Annotated in this window: 13 protein-coding genes and 1 pseudogene; 10 read left to right on the top strand and 4 right to left on the bottom strand. The window is 68.1% G+C overall.

The window, feature by feature from the left end:
- On the bottom strand, window positions 1-845 hold an 845-nt coding region (locus TY51_RS09535; protein WP_042248861.1), incomplete at its 3' end, for an NAD(P)H-hydrate epimerase.
- Window positions 846-1,000: 155 nt separating this feature from the next.
- Here TY51_RS09535 and TY51_RS09540 point away from each other — a divergent pair.
- From TY51_RS09540 to TY51_RS09550, 3 genes are all read left to right on the top strand, one after another.
- Window positions 1,001-1,339, top strand: coding sequence for a P-II family nitrogen regulator (locus tag TY51_RS09540; RefSeq protein ID WP_042248864.1), 339 nt, complete (start codon window positions 1,001-1,003; stop codon window positions 1,337-1,339).
- A 75-nt stretch (window positions 1,340-1,414) separates the two neighbouring features.
- The gene (gene glnA, locus TY51_RS09545) at window positions 1,415-2,821 is read left to right on the top strand and encodes a type I glutamate--ammonia ligase (protein ID WP_042248867.1); all 1,407 of its coding nucleotides are present in this window, start codon (window positions 1,415-1,417) and stop codon (window positions 2,819-2,821) included.
- A gap of 177 nt (window positions 2,822-2,998) precedes the next feature.
- Window positions 2,999-3,262 (top strand): hypothetical protein, encoded by a 264-nt coding sequence (locus TY51_RS09550; RefSeq protein WP_042248870.1) that lies wholly within the window; start codon window positions 2,999-3,001, stop codon window positions 3,260-3,262.
- Window positions 3,263-3,328: 66 nt separating this feature from the next.
- Here TY51_RS09550 and TY51_RS09555 read toward each other — a convergent pair whose 3' ends face one another.
- Window positions 3,329-4,396 carry an alkene reductase gene (locus tag TY51_RS09555; RefSeq protein WP_042248875.1) on the bottom strand — a complete coding sequence of 356 codons (1,068 nt, stop codon included), beginning with the start codon at window positions 4,394-4,396 and terminating at the stop codon, window positions 3,329-3,331.
- 216 nt (window positions 4,397-4,612) lie between these two features.
- On the opposite strand from TY51_RS09555, the gene TY51_RS09560 reads away from it, so the two are divergent.
- The 6 genes from TY51_RS09560 (at window position 4,613) to TY51_RS09585 (ending at window position 12,770) form a co-directional block, all read left to right on the top strand.
- Window positions 4,613-7,162: a cation:proton antiporter gene (locus TY51_RS09560; RefSeq protein ID WP_042248878.1), complete on the top strand. Its 2,550-nt coding sequence runs from the start codon at window positions 4,613-4,615 to the stop codon at window positions 7,160-7,162.
- A 39-nt stretch (window positions 7,163-7,201) separates the two neighbouring features.
- Window positions 7,202-9,493, top strand: coding sequence for a Tex family protein (locus TY51_RS09565; protein WP_042248881.1), 2,292 nt, complete (start codon window positions 7,202-7,204; stop codon window positions 9,491-9,493).
- Between the two features lie 9 nt (window positions 9,494-9,502).
- Window positions 9,503-10,726 (top strand): AGE family epimerase/isomerase, encoded by a 1,224-nt coding sequence (locus tag TY51_RS09570; RefSeq protein WP_042248884.1) that lies wholly within the window; start codon window positions 9,503-9,505, stop codon window positions 10,724-10,726.
- 93 nt (window positions 10,727-10,819) lie between these two features.
- Window positions 10,820-11,659: a sensor histidine kinase gene (locus TY51_RS09575; protein WP_081994849.1), complete on the top strand. Its 840-nt coding sequence runs from the start codon at window positions 10,820-10,822 to the stop codon at window positions 11,657-11,659.
- A 44-nt stretch (window positions 11,660-11,703) separates the two neighbouring features.
- On the top strand, window positions 11,704-11,892 hold the full coding sequence (locus TY51_RS09580; protein WP_042248889.1) for an ATP-binding protein: 189 nt from the start codon (window positions 11,704-11,706) through the stop codon (window positions 11,890-11,892).
- A 101-nt stretch (window positions 11,893-11,993) separates the two neighbouring features.
- Window positions 11,994-12,770: a transglutaminase family protein gene (locus TY51_RS09585; RefSeq protein WP_042248893.1), complete on the top strand. Its 777-nt coding sequence runs from the start codon at window positions 11,994-11,996 to the stop codon at window positions 12,768-12,770.
- A 4-nt stretch (window positions 12,771-12,774) separates the two neighbouring features.
- Here TY51_RS09585 and cbiB read toward each other — a convergent pair.
- A pseudogene (gene cbiB, locus TY51_RS09590) lies at window positions 12,775-13,685 on the bottom strand (adenosylcobinamide-phosphate synthase CbiB).
- 1 nt (window position 13,686) lies between these two features.
- The gene (locus tag TY51_RS09595; RefSeq protein ID WP_042248895.1) at window positions 13,687-14,226 is read right to left on the bottom strand and encodes a histidine phosphatase family protein; all 540 of its coding nucleotides are present in this window, start codon (window positions 14,224-14,226) and stop codon (window positions 13,687-13,689) included.
- Between the two features lie 145 nt (window positions 14,227-14,371).
- On the opposite strand from TY51_RS09595, the gene TY51_RS09600 reads away from it, so the two are divergent.
- A complete protein-coding gene (locus tag TY51_RS09600) occupies window positions 14,372-15,532 on the top strand; it encodes an isovaleryl-CoA dehydrogenase (protein ID WP_042248898.1) in 1,161 nt (386 codons plus the stop codon).
- The last annotated feature ends 104 nt before the right edge of the window (window positions 15,533-15,636 follow it).

Genomic DNA, 15,636 nt, shown 5'->3' on the forward strand with positions numbered 1-15,636 from the left:
GCCGCCCGCGCCGCCAGCCGCGCGCCGCCGCCCGCGCCTGGCCCGCCCGCCATGACCAGTGCCGCGCCGTGATCGTATTTGTGGCCGCCTGACGCCTGTTTGCGCAGCCACAGGCCCTGTGCGTCATCAGCGCCGCGCCGGGGGTCCGCGATGTCGAAACGCGGCCACAGGGCGGTCAGGCGTGCGGTGCCCGCCGCGCGAAACGCTCCAAGGCCGATATCGGCGACGACCAGCGTGCCGCAGACGTGCGGCCCATGCTCCAGCAGGTGCCCCGGCTTGGGGCTGTCAAAGGCCACGGTCAGCGTCGCGCGGGGCACAGATGTGGGCAGGGGCCCCCGACCCAGGCCCAGCATGACGCCGCTGTCCAGGCAAAGCCCGCTCGGCGCGTCGACGGCGACAACCGGACGGTCGGCACCCGCAAGACCGCGCAGCACCGCGGCGATCGTCTCATCGGGCGGGCGGGTCAGGCCGGTGCCCAGCATCGCGTCGACGTACAGGTCGGGTCGGTCCAGGTGATCCGCGTCGAGCGGCAGGACTTGGCCCGGCCACCGCGCCCGCGCCGCCGCCGCGTCGCTGCCCGCGCGTGTCCGCATGCCAAGAACGCGCACGGTCCAGCCCGCCTGCGCCAGCGCGCGCGCCACCACATAGCCGTCGCCGCCGTTCGCACCCGGTCCGCACAGCACCGTCACGCGCCCCGGCTTGGGCCAACGCAGGCGGATCTGGCCCGCGACCGCGCGTCCCGCCCGCGTCATCAGGTTCAGCCCCGACGTCGCCTCGCTGCCTATCGCTGCGGATTCGATGGCGCGCATTTGAGCGACCGTGACGATTTCACTGCCTTCCAGCATGGCCTATGATTAATCCTTGTGCGAAATGTTGAAATATTAGGCATACGAGGCGGACAAACGGCTTGGGGGCTTCCAAGATCATGCTGCTGCATTTACGCGGTTCATCAAACGCGCCAATCAGTCTTCAGGCAAGCCGCGAGGAAGGGTCTATTGCGATGAAGAAGATCGAGGCGATCATCAAGCCGTTCAAGCTGGACGATGTCAAAGAGGCGCTGCAGGAAGTCGGCGTGCAGGGTCTTTCCGTGACCGAGGTCAAGGGTTTCGGTCGTCAGAAGGGCCATACCGAACTGTATCGCGGCGCCGAATATGTCGTCGATTTCCTGCCCAAGGTGAAGATCGAGATGGTGCTGCCCGACGATCAGGTCGATGCCGCCATCGAGGCGATCGTCGCCGCCGCGCGCACGGAAAAGATCGGCGACGGCAAGATCTTCGTCTTGCCCGTCGAACAGGCGATCCGCATCCGCACCGGAGAGACCGGCGACGACGCCGTCTGATCGACCGAAGTTATACTGGCCTTCGCGCCCGGCAGGCCCAGGCCGCCGGGCCGCATCTACGAAGAAAGGGATGAGATGAACATCAAGGATGTCTTGAAACTGATCGAGGAAGAGGATGTCGCCTATCTGGACGTCCGCTTTACCGACCCCAAGGGCAAGCTGCAGCACGTCACGCTGGACCGCGACCTGATCGACGAGGACTTCTTCGAGGAGGGCTTCATGTTCGACGGCAGCTCGATCGCGGGTTGGAAGTCGATCGACCAGTCCGACATGAAGCTGATCCTGGACCCGGCATCGGCCTATATCGATCCGTTCTATGCCGAAAAGACGCTGTGCGTGCATTGCAACGTGGTCGAGCCCGACACCAACGAGCCCTATTCGCGCGACCCGCGCGGCACTGCCGCCAAGGCCGAGGCCTATCTGAAGGCGTCGGGCATCGGTGACGTGGCCTATTTCGGTCCCGAGGCCGAGTTCTTCATCTTTGACGACGTGCGCTATTCGGTCACGCCGCAGAAGGTGTCGTTCCAGATCGACGCGGCCGACGCCGCCTGGAACACCGATACCGAATACGAGATGGGCAACACCGGCCACCGCGCGGCCCACAAGGGCGGCTATTTCCCGGTCAACCCGATCGACACCGCCCAGGACATCCGCGGCGAGATGCTGTCCACCATGAAGCGGATGGGCATGAAGGTCGACAAGCACCACCACGAGGTCGCGACCTGCCAGCACGAGCTGGGTCTGATCTTTGGCGGTCTGGTCGAGCAGGCCGACAACATCCAGAAATACAAGTACGTCATCCACAACGTCGCCCATGCCTATGGCAAGTCGGTGACGTTCATGCCCAAGCCCATGAAGGGCGACAACGGGTCGGGGATGCATGTGAACATGTCGATCTGGAAGGATGGCAAGCCGCTGTTCTCGGGCGACAAGTATGCGGATCTGAGCCAGGAGGCCCTGTATTTCATCGGCGGCATCCTGAAGCACGCCAAGGCGCTGAACGCGCTGACGAACCCGTCGACCAACAGCTACAAGCGCCTGATCCCCGGTTTCGAGGCCCCCGTGCTGCGCGCATTCTCGGCCCGCAACCGCTCGGGCTGCGTCCGCATCCCGTGGACGGAATCGCCGAAGGCCAAGCGCGTCGAAGCGCGTTTCCCGGACCCCTCGGCCAACCCGTACCTGTGCTTTGCGGCGCTGCTGATGGCGGGCCTGGACGGCATCAAGAACAAGATCGATCCGGGCCCGGCCTCGGACAAGGATCTGTACGACCTGCCGCCCGAAGAGCTGGCGGAAATCCCGACCGTCTGCGGCAGCCTGCGCGAGGCGCTGGAAGAGCTGGAGAAGGACATGGACTTCCTGCTGCAGGGCGACGTGTTCACCCGCGACCAGTTGGAAGGCTATATCGCCCTGAAGTGGGAAGAGGTTTATGCTTATGAGCATACCCCCCATCCCATTGAATATGCGATGTATTACAGCTGCTGATCCGACGTCAGCATCAGTAAACGGGGGCGGTCCGGCGGGCCGCCCCCTTCCTCATGCGATCACGGTCCCCACACAGCCTGACACGGTTTGGTGATGGGGTGTCACGAATGTCCGTTTCCAGCGTGTCTATAGGCATGGATCACAACGATCCCCCCTCGACATGGATGGAGAGACACGATGAAACGTCTTGTGATTGCCGCCGCCGCCTCGATGATGACCTTTGCGGCTTTGCCTGCCGCCGCCGCCAGCATGGGCATGGGTGAACGCCCCGAACTGGGCGCCCCACGGATGGCCGCGATGACCGTCGAACGCCGTGCGGGCGACCTGTACGAAACCAAGGACCTGGTGCGCCGCGGCCTGATGGCCAACGACATCGTCACGGTGACGGAACTGCGCACGTCCAATCGGCCCGTCGACTATTCCAGCCGCAACGGCGGCTGATCCCTGACGGGATGAAAAAAGGGGGCGGTCCGATGGACCGCCCCCTTTGTCATGCGTGATGCCGGCCTATTCGGCGGCGATGTCGGTGGCGGTGGGATAGTCGGTATATCCCTCGGCGCCGCCGGCATAGAAGGTCGCCGGGTCCTGGTCGTTCAGCGGCAGACCGCGGCGGAACCGTTCCGGCAGATCGGGCGTCGCGATGAAGTCGCGCCCGAAGGCCACGGCATCGGCACGACCTTCGGCCAGCAGGGCCGTGGCGGATTCGCGGGTCAGACCCTCGTTCGCGATGACCGGGCCGCCGAATGCGTCACGGATCGCGTCCAGCAGGCTGTCCTCGGCCACGTGCTCGCGCAGGCACAGGAAGGCCACGCCGCGCGCACGCATGTCGCGGGCGACCTGGGTGAACAGGGCGCGGGCATCGCTGTCGCCCATGTCGTGGCTGTCGCCGCGGGGCGCCAGATGGACACCGACCCGGTCTCCGCCCCAGACGCCGACCACCGCATCGGTAATCTCGTTCAGGAAGCGGACGCGGTTCTGGATGTCGCCGCCATACTGGTCGGTACGGGTGTTGCTGCGGTCCTGCAGGAACTGGTCGATCAGATAGCCGTTCGCGGCATGGATCTCGACCCCGTCAAAGCCCGCGTGACGGGCGTTTTCGGCCGCCTGGCGATAGGCCTCGACGATGCCGGGGATCTCCTCGGTGGTCAGGGCGCGCGGGGTAACATAGGCGCGCTTGGGGCGCAGCAGGCTGACATGCCCGTCCGGCTGAATCGACGACGGCGCAACCGGCAGCTGTCCGCCCAGCAGTTGCGGGTCCGAGATGCGGCCAACGTGCCACAGCTGCAGATAGATCAAGCCGTCGCGTTCATGCACGGCCTTGGTCACCGATGCCCAGCCGGCGATCTGGTCGTCGTTCCAGATGCCGGGCGTCGCCTCGTAGCCCACGCCCATGGGCATGATGCTGGTGGCCTCGGACAGGATCAGGCCGGCGCCGGCGCGCTGGCGATAGTATTCGACCATCAGGTCGTTGGGCACGCGCGCGTCGCCCGCCCGCGACCGGGTCAGCGGGGCCATCACGATCCGGTTGCGCAGCGTCACCGCCCCCAGGGTCACGGGTTCAAACATCGAGGACATCAGGTCCTCCTTTCTTGATCTTGCTTGTGGGGCCATGCGGCCCGGAATGTCAGTGCGGGACGGCCTGCGTCCCACGGGCTTGCAACTGTGCGTCACGCGGGCCGATTTCAAGACCGCCCGCCGCATCGTCACATCGCCGTCACCGCCACGGAAAAACGCGCGCGGGCGGCGGGCTTGGCCTTCCATGTCGGGCGGTCCCCGACTATCCAGAAAGCCATGGATATCATGTTGCTGACTGCCTTTACCGCGGTGCTGTTCCTGCTGATCGCAGCGGCGGAACCTCTGGCCGCGCGAATGCGGCTGCCGTTCAGCGTGATGCTGGCGACGGTAGGCATCATGATCGGCGGCGGCGCCCTGTTCCTGCTGCGCACCAACGTGACCGAGACGCTGAATCCGGTCGCGGTCGGCATCCTGTCCCTGCCGATCCGGTCCAGCGTGTTCATGTACGTGTTCCTGCCGACGCTGATCTTTCAGGCGACGCTGGACATGAACATCCGCCGCATGATGGATGACTGGGTGCCGATCCTGACGCTGGCGGTGGTGGCCGTGGTGGCCGCGACCCTGACGATCGGGTTCGCGCTGTCCTGGATCGGCGGGCTGCCCCTGATGGTGGGCCTTTTGATCGGGGCGATCGTGTCGACGACTGACCCGTCCGCGGTGGTCAGCATCTTCCGCAGCCTGTCCGCGCCCAAGCGCCTGTCCCGCATCGTCGAGGGAGAGTCGTTGCTGAACGACGCGGCCGCCATTGCGCTGTTTGGCCTGTTCCTGACCTATGTGATGCTGGGCGTTCCCAACCCCAGCCTGGCCGAGGCCGTGGGCCAGTTCCCCGGCCTGATCGCGGGCGGCGTGCTGGCGGGATGGCTGGTCGCGCGGATCGCGCTGGCCCTGATGGGCCTTTTCGCACGGTTCGAGACCGCGCAGATCTCTGTCTCGGTCGCGGTGCCGTACCTGGCCTATATCGGCGCAGAACAGGTGCTGGGCGCGTCGGGCGTGATCGCCGTCGTGGTGTCCGGCCTGACGCTGAACCTGATGGGGCCTGGGCGCCTGGCCCCCGCCTTCTGGGTCAACCTCAAGGAGGTCTGGGGCCTGCTGGCGCATTGGGCCGGGGCGCTGATCTTTATCCTGGCGGCGCTGCTGATCCCGCGCCTGCTGGGAGAGGTGCGGCTGAACGATCTGTTCCTGATCGGCGTCGTCGTGGTCGCGGCCTTTGTGGCCCGTGCGCTGATCCTGTTCGTGCTGCTGCCGATGCTGACCACCCTGCGCCTTTCCCCCAAGATCCAGGGACCCTATCGCGTGGCCATCATGTGGGGCGGGCTGCGTGGCGCGGTGACCCTGGCGCTGGCGCTGGCGGTCACGGAAAACCTCCGCGTGCCGGTAGAGACAAAGCGCATCGTCGGCATTCTGGCCACGGGGTTCACCCTGTTCACGCTGATCGTGCAGGGCACCACGTTGCGCAGCGTGATCGGCCTTCTGGGGCTGGACCGGCTGTCGCCGCTGGACCGCGCGCTGTCCAACCAGGTCGTCGCCGTGGCCCTGCAATCGGTGCGCGAAGGCGTGGCCTCGGTCACCGAGAATTACGACCTGACCCGAGAGACGGTGCGTTCCGAGGCCAAGCGCTTTGCCGCCCGGCTGGACAGCGCCGTCGAGGCCGCCGAGGCCGAGGACAACGCCGAAATCCTGGACCGCGACCGCATCACGTTGGGCCTGATCGCCCTGGCCGCCCATGAGCGCGAGATGATCGTCCAGCGGTTCCGCGAACGCGCGATTTCCGCGCGGCTGTCGGAACAGGCGCTGTTCGACGCCGACCGCGTGATCGAGGGCGCGCGGTCCGGCGGGCGCACCGGATATCAGCGCGCGGCCCGGCGCAACCTGCGCTATGGTCCGGCCTTCCGCTTTGCGGCCTTCCTGCGCAACCGCGTGGGCGTCGCCGGACCGCTGGCGCGCATGACCGCCGACCGGTTCGAGATGTTGCTGGGCAAGCGGCTGATCCTGCGTGATCTTCACGGTTTCATCGACCGTCGCATCCGCCGCATCCACGGCCGCCGCGTGGCCGAGCTGCTGCACGAATTGCTGCAGCGGCGGATCGAGGCGGTGGAAACCGCGCTGGAAGGCCTGCGCCTGCAGTTTCCCGGCTATGCCGAGGAGTTGGAGCGTCGCTTCATCCGCCGCACCGCCCTGCGGCTGGAGGAACGGGAATACAACGCCCTGCGCGACGACGGCCTGATCGGCGCCGAGGTGCACATCCAGCTGATGGACGACGTCCGCCAGCGTCGCCAGCAATCCGAAGGCCGCCCCAAGCTGGACCTGGCCCTGCGCAAGAACCAGGTCGTCCGCCAGTTCCCGCTGTTCGCCGACCTGGACGACGCCGAGCTGAAGCGCCTCAGCCGCGAAATCCGCACGCGTTACGTCAACGCGGGCCACGTCATCACCCGCAAGGACACGCCCGCGCGGTCTGTGTTCTTCGTGGCCTCCGGCGCGGTCGAGCAGGAGGTCGCGGGCCAGACCGCGCGCCTTGGCCGCGGAGAGATGTTCGGCCAGATGGGCGTGCTGACTCGCCGCATCCGCAAGGCGGAGGTCCGCGCCATCACCCCCAGCACGCTCCTGGTGCTGGACGAGGCCGGGTTCCGCCGCCTGCTGAAACGGTCTGCCGCGCTGCGCAAGGCGGTGCGCGACAGCGTCGTCGGCAAGACCGTCGCCGGAGAGGTCCTGCGCATGCCCGAACTGGCCCAGGACGCCCCGCTTGGCGAGGGCGCCGCAAGCGGCTAGACCGGGGCCCAAGACCCACGGACGACAAGGCCCTTACGCATGGACATCTCTGCCCAGACCGCCACCCGCATCGCCCGCCAGATCGCGACCGAGATTGGGGCCAACCCCGCCCAGGTCACGGCCGCGTCCGACCTGCTGGACGGGGGCGCGACCGTTCCGTTCGTGGCGCGCTATCGCAAGGAGGCGACGGGGGGGCTGGACGATACCCAGTTGCGCACCCTGGCAGAGCGCCTGTCCTATCTGCGCGAGATGGAGGCGCGGCGCGCCGCGATCCTGGGATCGATCCGCGATCAGGGCAAGCTGACCGACGATCTGTCCCGCGCCATCGGTGCCGCCGAAACCAAGGCCGCGCTGGAGGACATCTATCTGCCCTTCAAGCCCAAACGCCGGACCAAGGCGATGATCGCGCGCGAAAACGGGCTGGAGCCGCTGCTGCGTGCGATCCAGGCTGACCCATCGCGCGATCCGGCGACCCTTGCGCCGACCTATGTGTCTGACGCGGTCGAGACGCCCAAGGCCGCGCTGGAGGGCGCCCGCGACATCCTGGTCGAGGAGCTGTCCGAGAAGGCCGAGGTTCTTGGTCCGCTGCGCGAGTTCATGCGCGGCAATGCGGTGATGGCCGCCCGCGTCGTCGCGGGCAAGGAACAGGAAGGCGCCAAGTTCAGCGACTATTTCGCGCATTCGGAAACCTGGTCGGGCATTCCGGGCCACCGCGCACTGGCCATCCTGCGCGCCGCCAAGGAGGAGATCGTGACCATCGACATCGCCCCCGAACCCGAGACCGGGACGGCGCGGGCCGAAGGGATCGTGGCGCGGGGCCTGGGCGCGGTCGGGCAGGGGCCGGGTGCCGACTGGCTGCGCGGCGTCGCGGGCTGGGCGTGGCGGGTGCGGCTGTCGAACACGATGTATATCGATCTGATGACCGAACTGCGCGCCCGCGCCCATGCCGAGGCGATCCAGGTCTTTGCCCGCAACCTGCGCGACCTGCTGCTGGCCGCGCCCGCCGGGCCGCGCGCGACCCTGGGGCTGGACCCCGGCATCCGGACCGGGTGCAAGATCGCGGTCGTGGACGGTACCGGCAAGCTGCTGGACACCGCGACCATCTATCCGTTCCAGCCCAAGAACGACCTGCGCGGGGCCGAGGCCACGCTGCTGGGGCTGATCGCGAAACATGGCGTCGATCTGATCGCCATCGGCAACGGCACCGCCAGCCGCGAAAGCGAACGCCTGGTGGCCGATGTGCTCAAGCGCCTGCCCAAGGGCGTCAAGGCGCCGACCAAAGTCATCGTGTCCGAGGCCGGGGCCTCCGTCTATTCGGCGTCGGAACTGGCCGCGAAGGAGTTTCCGGGGCTGGACGTGTCCCTGCGCGGCGCGGTCAGCATCGCGCGGCGGTTGCAGGACCCGCTGGCGGAACTGGTCAAGGTGCCGCCGCAATCCATCGGCGTGGGGCAATACCAGCACGACGTGGACCAGCGCCAGCTGGCGAAATCGCTGGAGGCCGTGGTCGAGGATGCCGTGAACGCCGTGGGTGTCGATCTGAACACCGCGTCGGCGCCGCTTCTGGCACATGTCGCGGGCTTGGGGCCGTCGCTGGCGCAGGCCATCGTCGCGCATCGTGACGCGACCGGGGCATTCCCGTCGCGCGCGGCGCTGAAGAAGGTCGCGGGGCTGGGCCCCAAGGCGTTCCAGCAATGCGCGGGCTTTCTGCGCGTGCAGGGGTCCGAGCCGTTGGACGCATCTGCGGTCCACCCCGAAGCGTATGGCGTCGCGCGCAAGATCGTGGCGGCCTGCGGGCGTGATCTGCGGTCGCTGATGGGGGATGCCGGGGCGCTGAAGGCCGTGCGGGCGCAGGATTTCGTGACCGAGGATTTCGGCCTGCCCACCGTGCGCGACATCCTGGCGGAACTGAAAAAGCCCGGCCGCGACCCGCGACCCGGTTTCGTCACGGCGACATTCGCCGACGGGGTCGAGGACATCAAGGACCTGCGCCCCGGCATGTCGTTGGAGGGCACGGTCACCAACGTCGCGGCCTTTGGCGCCTTCGTCGATATCGGCGTGCATCAGGATGGGCTGGTCCATGTCAGCCAGCTGGCCGACCGCTTCGTGAAGGACCCGCACGAGGTGGTCAAGGCCGGCGATGTCGTCCGCGTCCGCGTGACCGAGGTCGACGTGGCCAGAAAGCGCATCGGCCTGACCATGCGCAAGGACAACGCCCCGACCGATCGCCCTGCACGCGAACCCGCAAAGCCCGCGCCGCGTGCCGCACAGGCCGCGCCCAAGGAGGCGGGCGCCTTTGGCTCGGCCTTGGCCGACGCGCTGCGCAAGCGATAGGAGCGCCCGATGACCCCGCTGGACGACCCCGACCACCGCGCCTTTCTGACCCGCGACGCCCACCGGGCGCTGGACTTCTTCGACGCCAGCATCCGACCGGGCGGCGGATTTCACGTGCTGGACCTGGACGGCACCCCGCTGCCGGGCACGGTGCAGGAGCTGCACACGACCACGCGGCTGGTCCATTCCTATGCGTTGGCGCAGATGGCCGGGCGTCCGGACCGCGCGGGGATCGTGGATCAGGGCATGGAACGGCTGTGGCACGCGCATCGCGACGCGGATCACGGCGGCTATCTGTGGGCGCTTGACGGCACCGCGCCGGTGGAGGGGCCCAAGCTGGCCTATGGCCATGTCTTCGTGCTGCTGGCGGCCTCGACCGCCCGGATGGCCGGACACCCGGATGCCGACCGCTTGTTGGATGACATCACGCAGGTGCTGGACCGCCATTACTGGGACGAGGACGCGGGCCTGTTTCGTGATGAATTCACCCGAGACTGGCAGACCTTTTCGACCTATCGCGGCATGAACGCCAACATGCACGGGGTCGAGGCCCTGCTGGCGCATCATGAGGCCACGGGCGACGCCCGCCCGCTGGACCGCGCGGGCCGCATCCTGGCGTTCTTCATCGCGGGGCAGGCGGCTGCGCAAGGCTGGCGAATCCCGGAACATTACGACGACCGCTGGCGGCCCGATCATGCCTATGCCGGCAACCCGATGTTCCGCCCCGCCGGCACCACCCCCGGCCACAGCTTCGAGATGGCGCGCCTGCTGCTGCAATGGTGGGACCTGGCCGGGCGTCCGGACACCGGCGCGGTCGCGCAGGCGCGCGCGCTGGTCGACACCGCGCTGGCGGATGCCTGGACCGACCGGGGCGGTCTGGCCTATACGCTGCGCGACGGGCGCGTGGACAACCCGGCGCGTTACTGGTGGCCGGTGACCGAGGCGATCGGCGCGCTGGCGGCCCTGATCAAGCTGGACCCCCGACCCGGCGACATCGACTGGTATCGCCGCCTGTGGGCCTTTGCGGACGGGCACCTGATCGACCACGCCCGCGGTGGCTGGTATCCCGAACTGGGCGATGACGACCGCCCGGCCGCCACCCAGTTCATCGGCAAGCCCGACATCTATCACGCGCTGCAGGCCGACCTGCTGCCGCTGGCCACGGGCGTGTCGCATCAGGCGCGGGATCTAGCGCACGGATGCCCCTTGCGCGATCACACAGGTGCTGGATAAGATTTGTTCGTCATTCGGGTTCGGTCTTGACCAGATCGGGCCGGATGGCCAAGCGGTACGGAACGAGCTTGCGTCCATCCGGGGGGGTCATCCATGGTTCCAGACGATCCAAATCTTCGGGCGATCGACCTCTTGGCCGGGTCCGAGGCGGGATTTGCCCTGTCGGTTCTGGACGCCTCTCCGGACTGCATCAAGCTGCTGGACCGCGAGGGTCGGCTGATCTTCATGAACGGCAACGGCCTTTGCGCGATGGAGATCGATGATTTCGCAAGCGTCGATCAAAGCCCCTGGCCCTCGATGTGGCCACCCGAGGCCGATCGCCAGCTGAACGACGCGATGCAGGCGGCCCTCAACGGCGCCGTCACCCGGTTCGAGGCTTTTTGCCCGACCGCCCGCGGCACGCCACGCTGGTGGCATGTCACCGTGTCGGGCGTGCAGGATGCGTCGGGGCAGGTGGGCCGGATCCTGGCGTCGTCGCGCGACGTGACCGACAGCGTGACCATCCGCCAGCAACTGCAGCAGGAGGTCGCCCGCAAGGACGAGGCCATCGCGCGTCAGCACATCCTGATGGGCGAAATCGACCACCGGGTGAAGAACAGCTTTGCCGCGGTCATCGCCCTGCTGCGGATGCAGGCGCGCCAGCAGTCAGGCGGACCGGCGGGCGGGCAGCTGGTCGATGCGGCGAACCGCATCTCGACCCTGGCGCGGGTGCATGACCAGCTGCACCTGGACCCGGCCAGCCGCGACGTCAGCCTGCGCGACTATGTCGGGGCGCTGGCGACCGATCTGGCACAGGCGCTGAGCGCGCCGATCACCGTGAACGACGCACTGCCCGGCGATCTGCGGGTCACGGCGGGGCAAGCCGCGGCGATCGGCCAGATCCTGGCCGAGCTGATCGGCAATGCGGTCAAGCATGCGCGGCCCGACCAGTAGCCGGGACTGTGGCTGGACCTGTCCCAGGAGGCGGGCGCCTGACCATGACGCTGTCGGATGACGGGCCGGGCCTGCCTGCGGGATTCGACCCCGATCTGGCGCGCGGGCTTGGCATGCAGATCTGCCTGATCTATGCACGCCAGATGAGCGGCGGGCTGGATCACGGCCCCTCGGACCGGGGTGGTGCCCGGTTCCGCGTCACCTTGATGCTGGATGCTGCTGCGTCATCCTGACGCCTTGGGAACTTCGCCGCCGCTTGACGATTGACAATGCCTGCGCCAACGGGCACCGCTGCGCGCTTTCCCGGACCAACCCCACCTGACAGGAGCCGCCGATGCGGATGAAGATCGACGTGACGCTTGACTATGCGCTGGAATCACCCGGCCCCGCGCTGCTGCTGATCGAGGCGGCGGGCGTTCACGGACAGATCCTGAACCGCACCAACATCGATCTGGGCCAGCCCCTGAAACTGGCCCGCGTCCCCGCCGAGGAGGGCATCGGCGAGCGCATCGTCATGCGCCTGCAGGATCGACTGGTCTGTCGCTATTCGGCCGAGGTTCAGGTGACGCGTCCGCGCCCTGACCTGGCCAATCTGACGGCCGTCGACGTCGAGGATATGCCCGGCGACGCGCTGCGCTATCTGTTGCCGTCGCGCTATTGCCAGTCGGAACGGTTCGGCCATTTCACCGGGTCGCGCTTCGAAGGGCTGACGGGCGGTCCGCTGGTCGCCGCGATGCGCGATTGGGTGGAACGCAACCTGGACTACGTCTCGGGCACCAGCGACGGCGACACCACGGCGGCGGACACGTTCCTGGACCGGCGCGGCGTCTGCCGCGACTATGCGCATCTGCTGATCGCGCTGTGCCGCGCCCAGCAGATCCCGGCCCGCATCGCCAGCGTCTATGCCCCCCATGTCCAGCCGCAGGATTTCCACGCGGTCGTGCAGGTCTATCTGGGCGGCGACTGGCATCTGGTCGATCCGACCGGGATGGCCCATGCCGACCAGATGGCGCTGGTCGCAGTCGGGCGCGATGCGGCGGATGTGGCGTTCCTGACCACGACCTCGATCGCGGATCTGCGCACGCAAAGCGTCGAAGTCACGCTGTTCTGACCCCTCAGACCAACGCGGCCGCAGCCAGCAGCGCGGCCGCGACCATTGTCGCACGGCGGATCAACGCGATGCCCCGGCCCAGGTCGGCGGCATCCGGGTCCGGCGCGGCGGCGTTCAGCCACGGCTCGTTCGCGACCCGGTCGGCATAGACGCGCGGACCAGACAGCCGGCAGCCCAAGGCACCCGCCATTGCGCCCTCGGGCCAGCCCGCATTGGGTGAACGGTGGGCCGGCGCATCGCGCAAGGCGACCCGCATCGCCGCGCCCGCACGCCGACCCGACGCGACCGCGATCAGCCCCGCCGACAGCCGCGCGGGGATCAGGTTCGCCACATCGTCCAGTCGGGCCGCGACCATGCCGAACGCCTGATGCCGGGGGGTACGGTGGCCGATCATCGAATCCATCGTGTTGATCGCCTTGTAGGCCGCGATGCCGGGCAGCCCGCCGATGGCCGCCCAGAACAGCGGCGCGATGACCCCATCGCTGAAATTCTCTGCCAGGCTCTCCAGGCTGGCGCGGGACAGGGCGGGCGCGTCGGCGCGGGTCACGTCGCGGCCAACGATCATCGCGGTCGCCCTGCGCGCGGCGGCCAGATCGCCCGCCACCAAGGGCACGGCCACGGCACGCAGATGGTGGTCAAGCGAGCGCGAAGCGACCAGCGGCCACGCAAGGACCGCCGCGACCCACGGGCCCAGCCAAGCCTGGATCAGGCTGCGGGAATCACCGCGGCCAGCAGGACGACGGTCACGGTCAGCGCGCCTTTGGCCCGCCGCGCGCGGCCCCGGTTCAGCGCGCGGTCCAGTGCCGTGATCAGCCGCCCGGCCCAGGTCACCGGATGCCCGATCCGGCGATAGACCGCATCGGGCCAGCCGATCAGCGCATCCAGCAGCAGCGCCAGCAGGGCGATCATCGCCATCCTAGTCTCCTGCGCACAGATTGACGGTCTGCACCGCCCAGTCCGCCCCGGCCCGGTGCAGGACGGTCAGCGACAGCGGCGCGACCGCGAACGACAGGGCGGCGGGCCCGACCACCATCGACAGCGCCGCGCGCACGGTGCCCGCATGCGCCACGATCACCGAGTCGCGGTCCAGCGCCTGCAGGACCGGGATCACCCGCGCGGCCATGTCGTCAAAGCTTTCGCCCCCGTCGGGCCGGTGGCGGGCCAAGGCGTCAGTGGGCAGGCGGCCAAGATCGGGCAGGCGGGCGGGGTCCATCCCCTCCCACGCACCAAGGTCCTGCTCCCACAGGGCCGCGTCTAGGCGGTCTGGCGTCAGACCCAGGGCGGCCGCCGTCTGGCGACAGCGCAGCGCGGGGCTGGCGATCACCTGCGCGGGGCGCAGCCGCGCCGCCTGTCGCGCAAAGGCAGCACGGTCGCCGCAATCGGCGGGCACGTCGCGCCGACCGGCCATCAGGCCTTGGGCAAGACTGGGTGCATGGCGCAGGATCATCAATCGCATGGGCCTTCCTTTGGCGCGTCCGGCGGGCCGGAGCAAGCCCCGCGCTTGACGCATCGACCCATCCGGCGCAGCCTGCTTGACGGGCGGGCGCGGCCTGCGCTATGGAAATGAACAAGCGTTCAATAACCGGGGAGGGGGGATCGCGATGTTCACACGGGGCATGGAATTCGATCTGGGCGAGGATGTGAACGCGCTGCGCGAGATGGTCCACGGATGGGCCACCGATCGCGTCGCGCCGCTGGCGGCCGAGACCGACCGCACCAACGCCTTTCCCAACCAGCTGTGGACAGAGATGGGCGACCTGGGCCTGCTGGGTATCACGGTCGCCGAGGAATACGGCGGGTCCGGTATGGGCTATCTGGCCCATGTCATCGCGGTCGAGGAGATCGCGCGGGCCAGTGCCTCGATCAGCCTGTCCTATGGCGCGCATTCGAACCTGTGCGTGAACCAGATCAAACTGAACGGCACCGATGCGCAGCGCGCGAAATACCTGCCCGACCTGTGCAGCGGCAAGGCCGTCGGCGCCCTGGCCATGTCCGAGGAGAGCGCGGGCAGCGATGTCGTCGCGATGCGCCTGCGCGCGGAAAAGAAGAACGACCGTTACGTGCTGAACGGCAGCAAGTACTGGATCACCAACGCGCCCGACGCACAGACGCTGGTGGTCTATGCCAAGACCGACCCGGAGGCCGGGTCGAAGGGCATCACGGCATTCATCGTCGAACGCGACATGGCCGGTTTCACGACCAGCCCGCATTTCGACAAGCTGGGGATGCGCGGATCGAACACGGGCGAGTTGATCTTCGACAATGTCGAGATCCCGTTCGAGAACGTCCTGGGCGAGGAGGGCCGGGGCGTTCGGGTGCTGATGTCGGGCCTGGACTACGAGAGGGTGGTTCTGGCCGGCATCGGCACCGGTATCATGGCGGCCTGTCTGGATCAGGTCCTGCCCTATGTCTCCGAACGCAAGCAGTTCGGCCAGCCGGTGGGCTCGTTCCAGCTGATGCAGGGCAAGATCGCCGACATGTATGTCGCGCTGAACACCGCCCGCGCCTATGTCTATGAGGTCGCGCGGGCCTGCGACGCGGGCAAGGTCACGCGGCAGGATGCGGCGGGTGCGGTGCTGTATGCCAGCGAACAGGCGATGGTGCAGGCGCATCAGGCCGTGCAGGCGCTTGGCGGGGCCGGGTTCCTGTCGGACAGCGTCGTCAGCCGCCTGTTCCGCGACGCCAAGCTGATGGAGATCGGCGCCGGCACCAGCGAGATCCGCCGCATGCTGATCGGCCGCGAACTGATGGGTCTGGTCTGATGCGCATCCTGTTCGCCCTGGCGCTGCTGGCCAACCCCGCGATGGCGCAGGACGCGCCGGCATTCGATCCCGCCCCGGTGCTGGCCTGTCTGGACAGCGACGCG

This window comes from Paracoccus sp. PAMC 22219 (assembly GCF_000787695.1).
Taxonomy (GTDB): domain Bacteria; phylum Pseudomonadota; class Alphaproteobacteria; order Rhodobacterales; family Rhodobacteraceae; genus Paracoccus.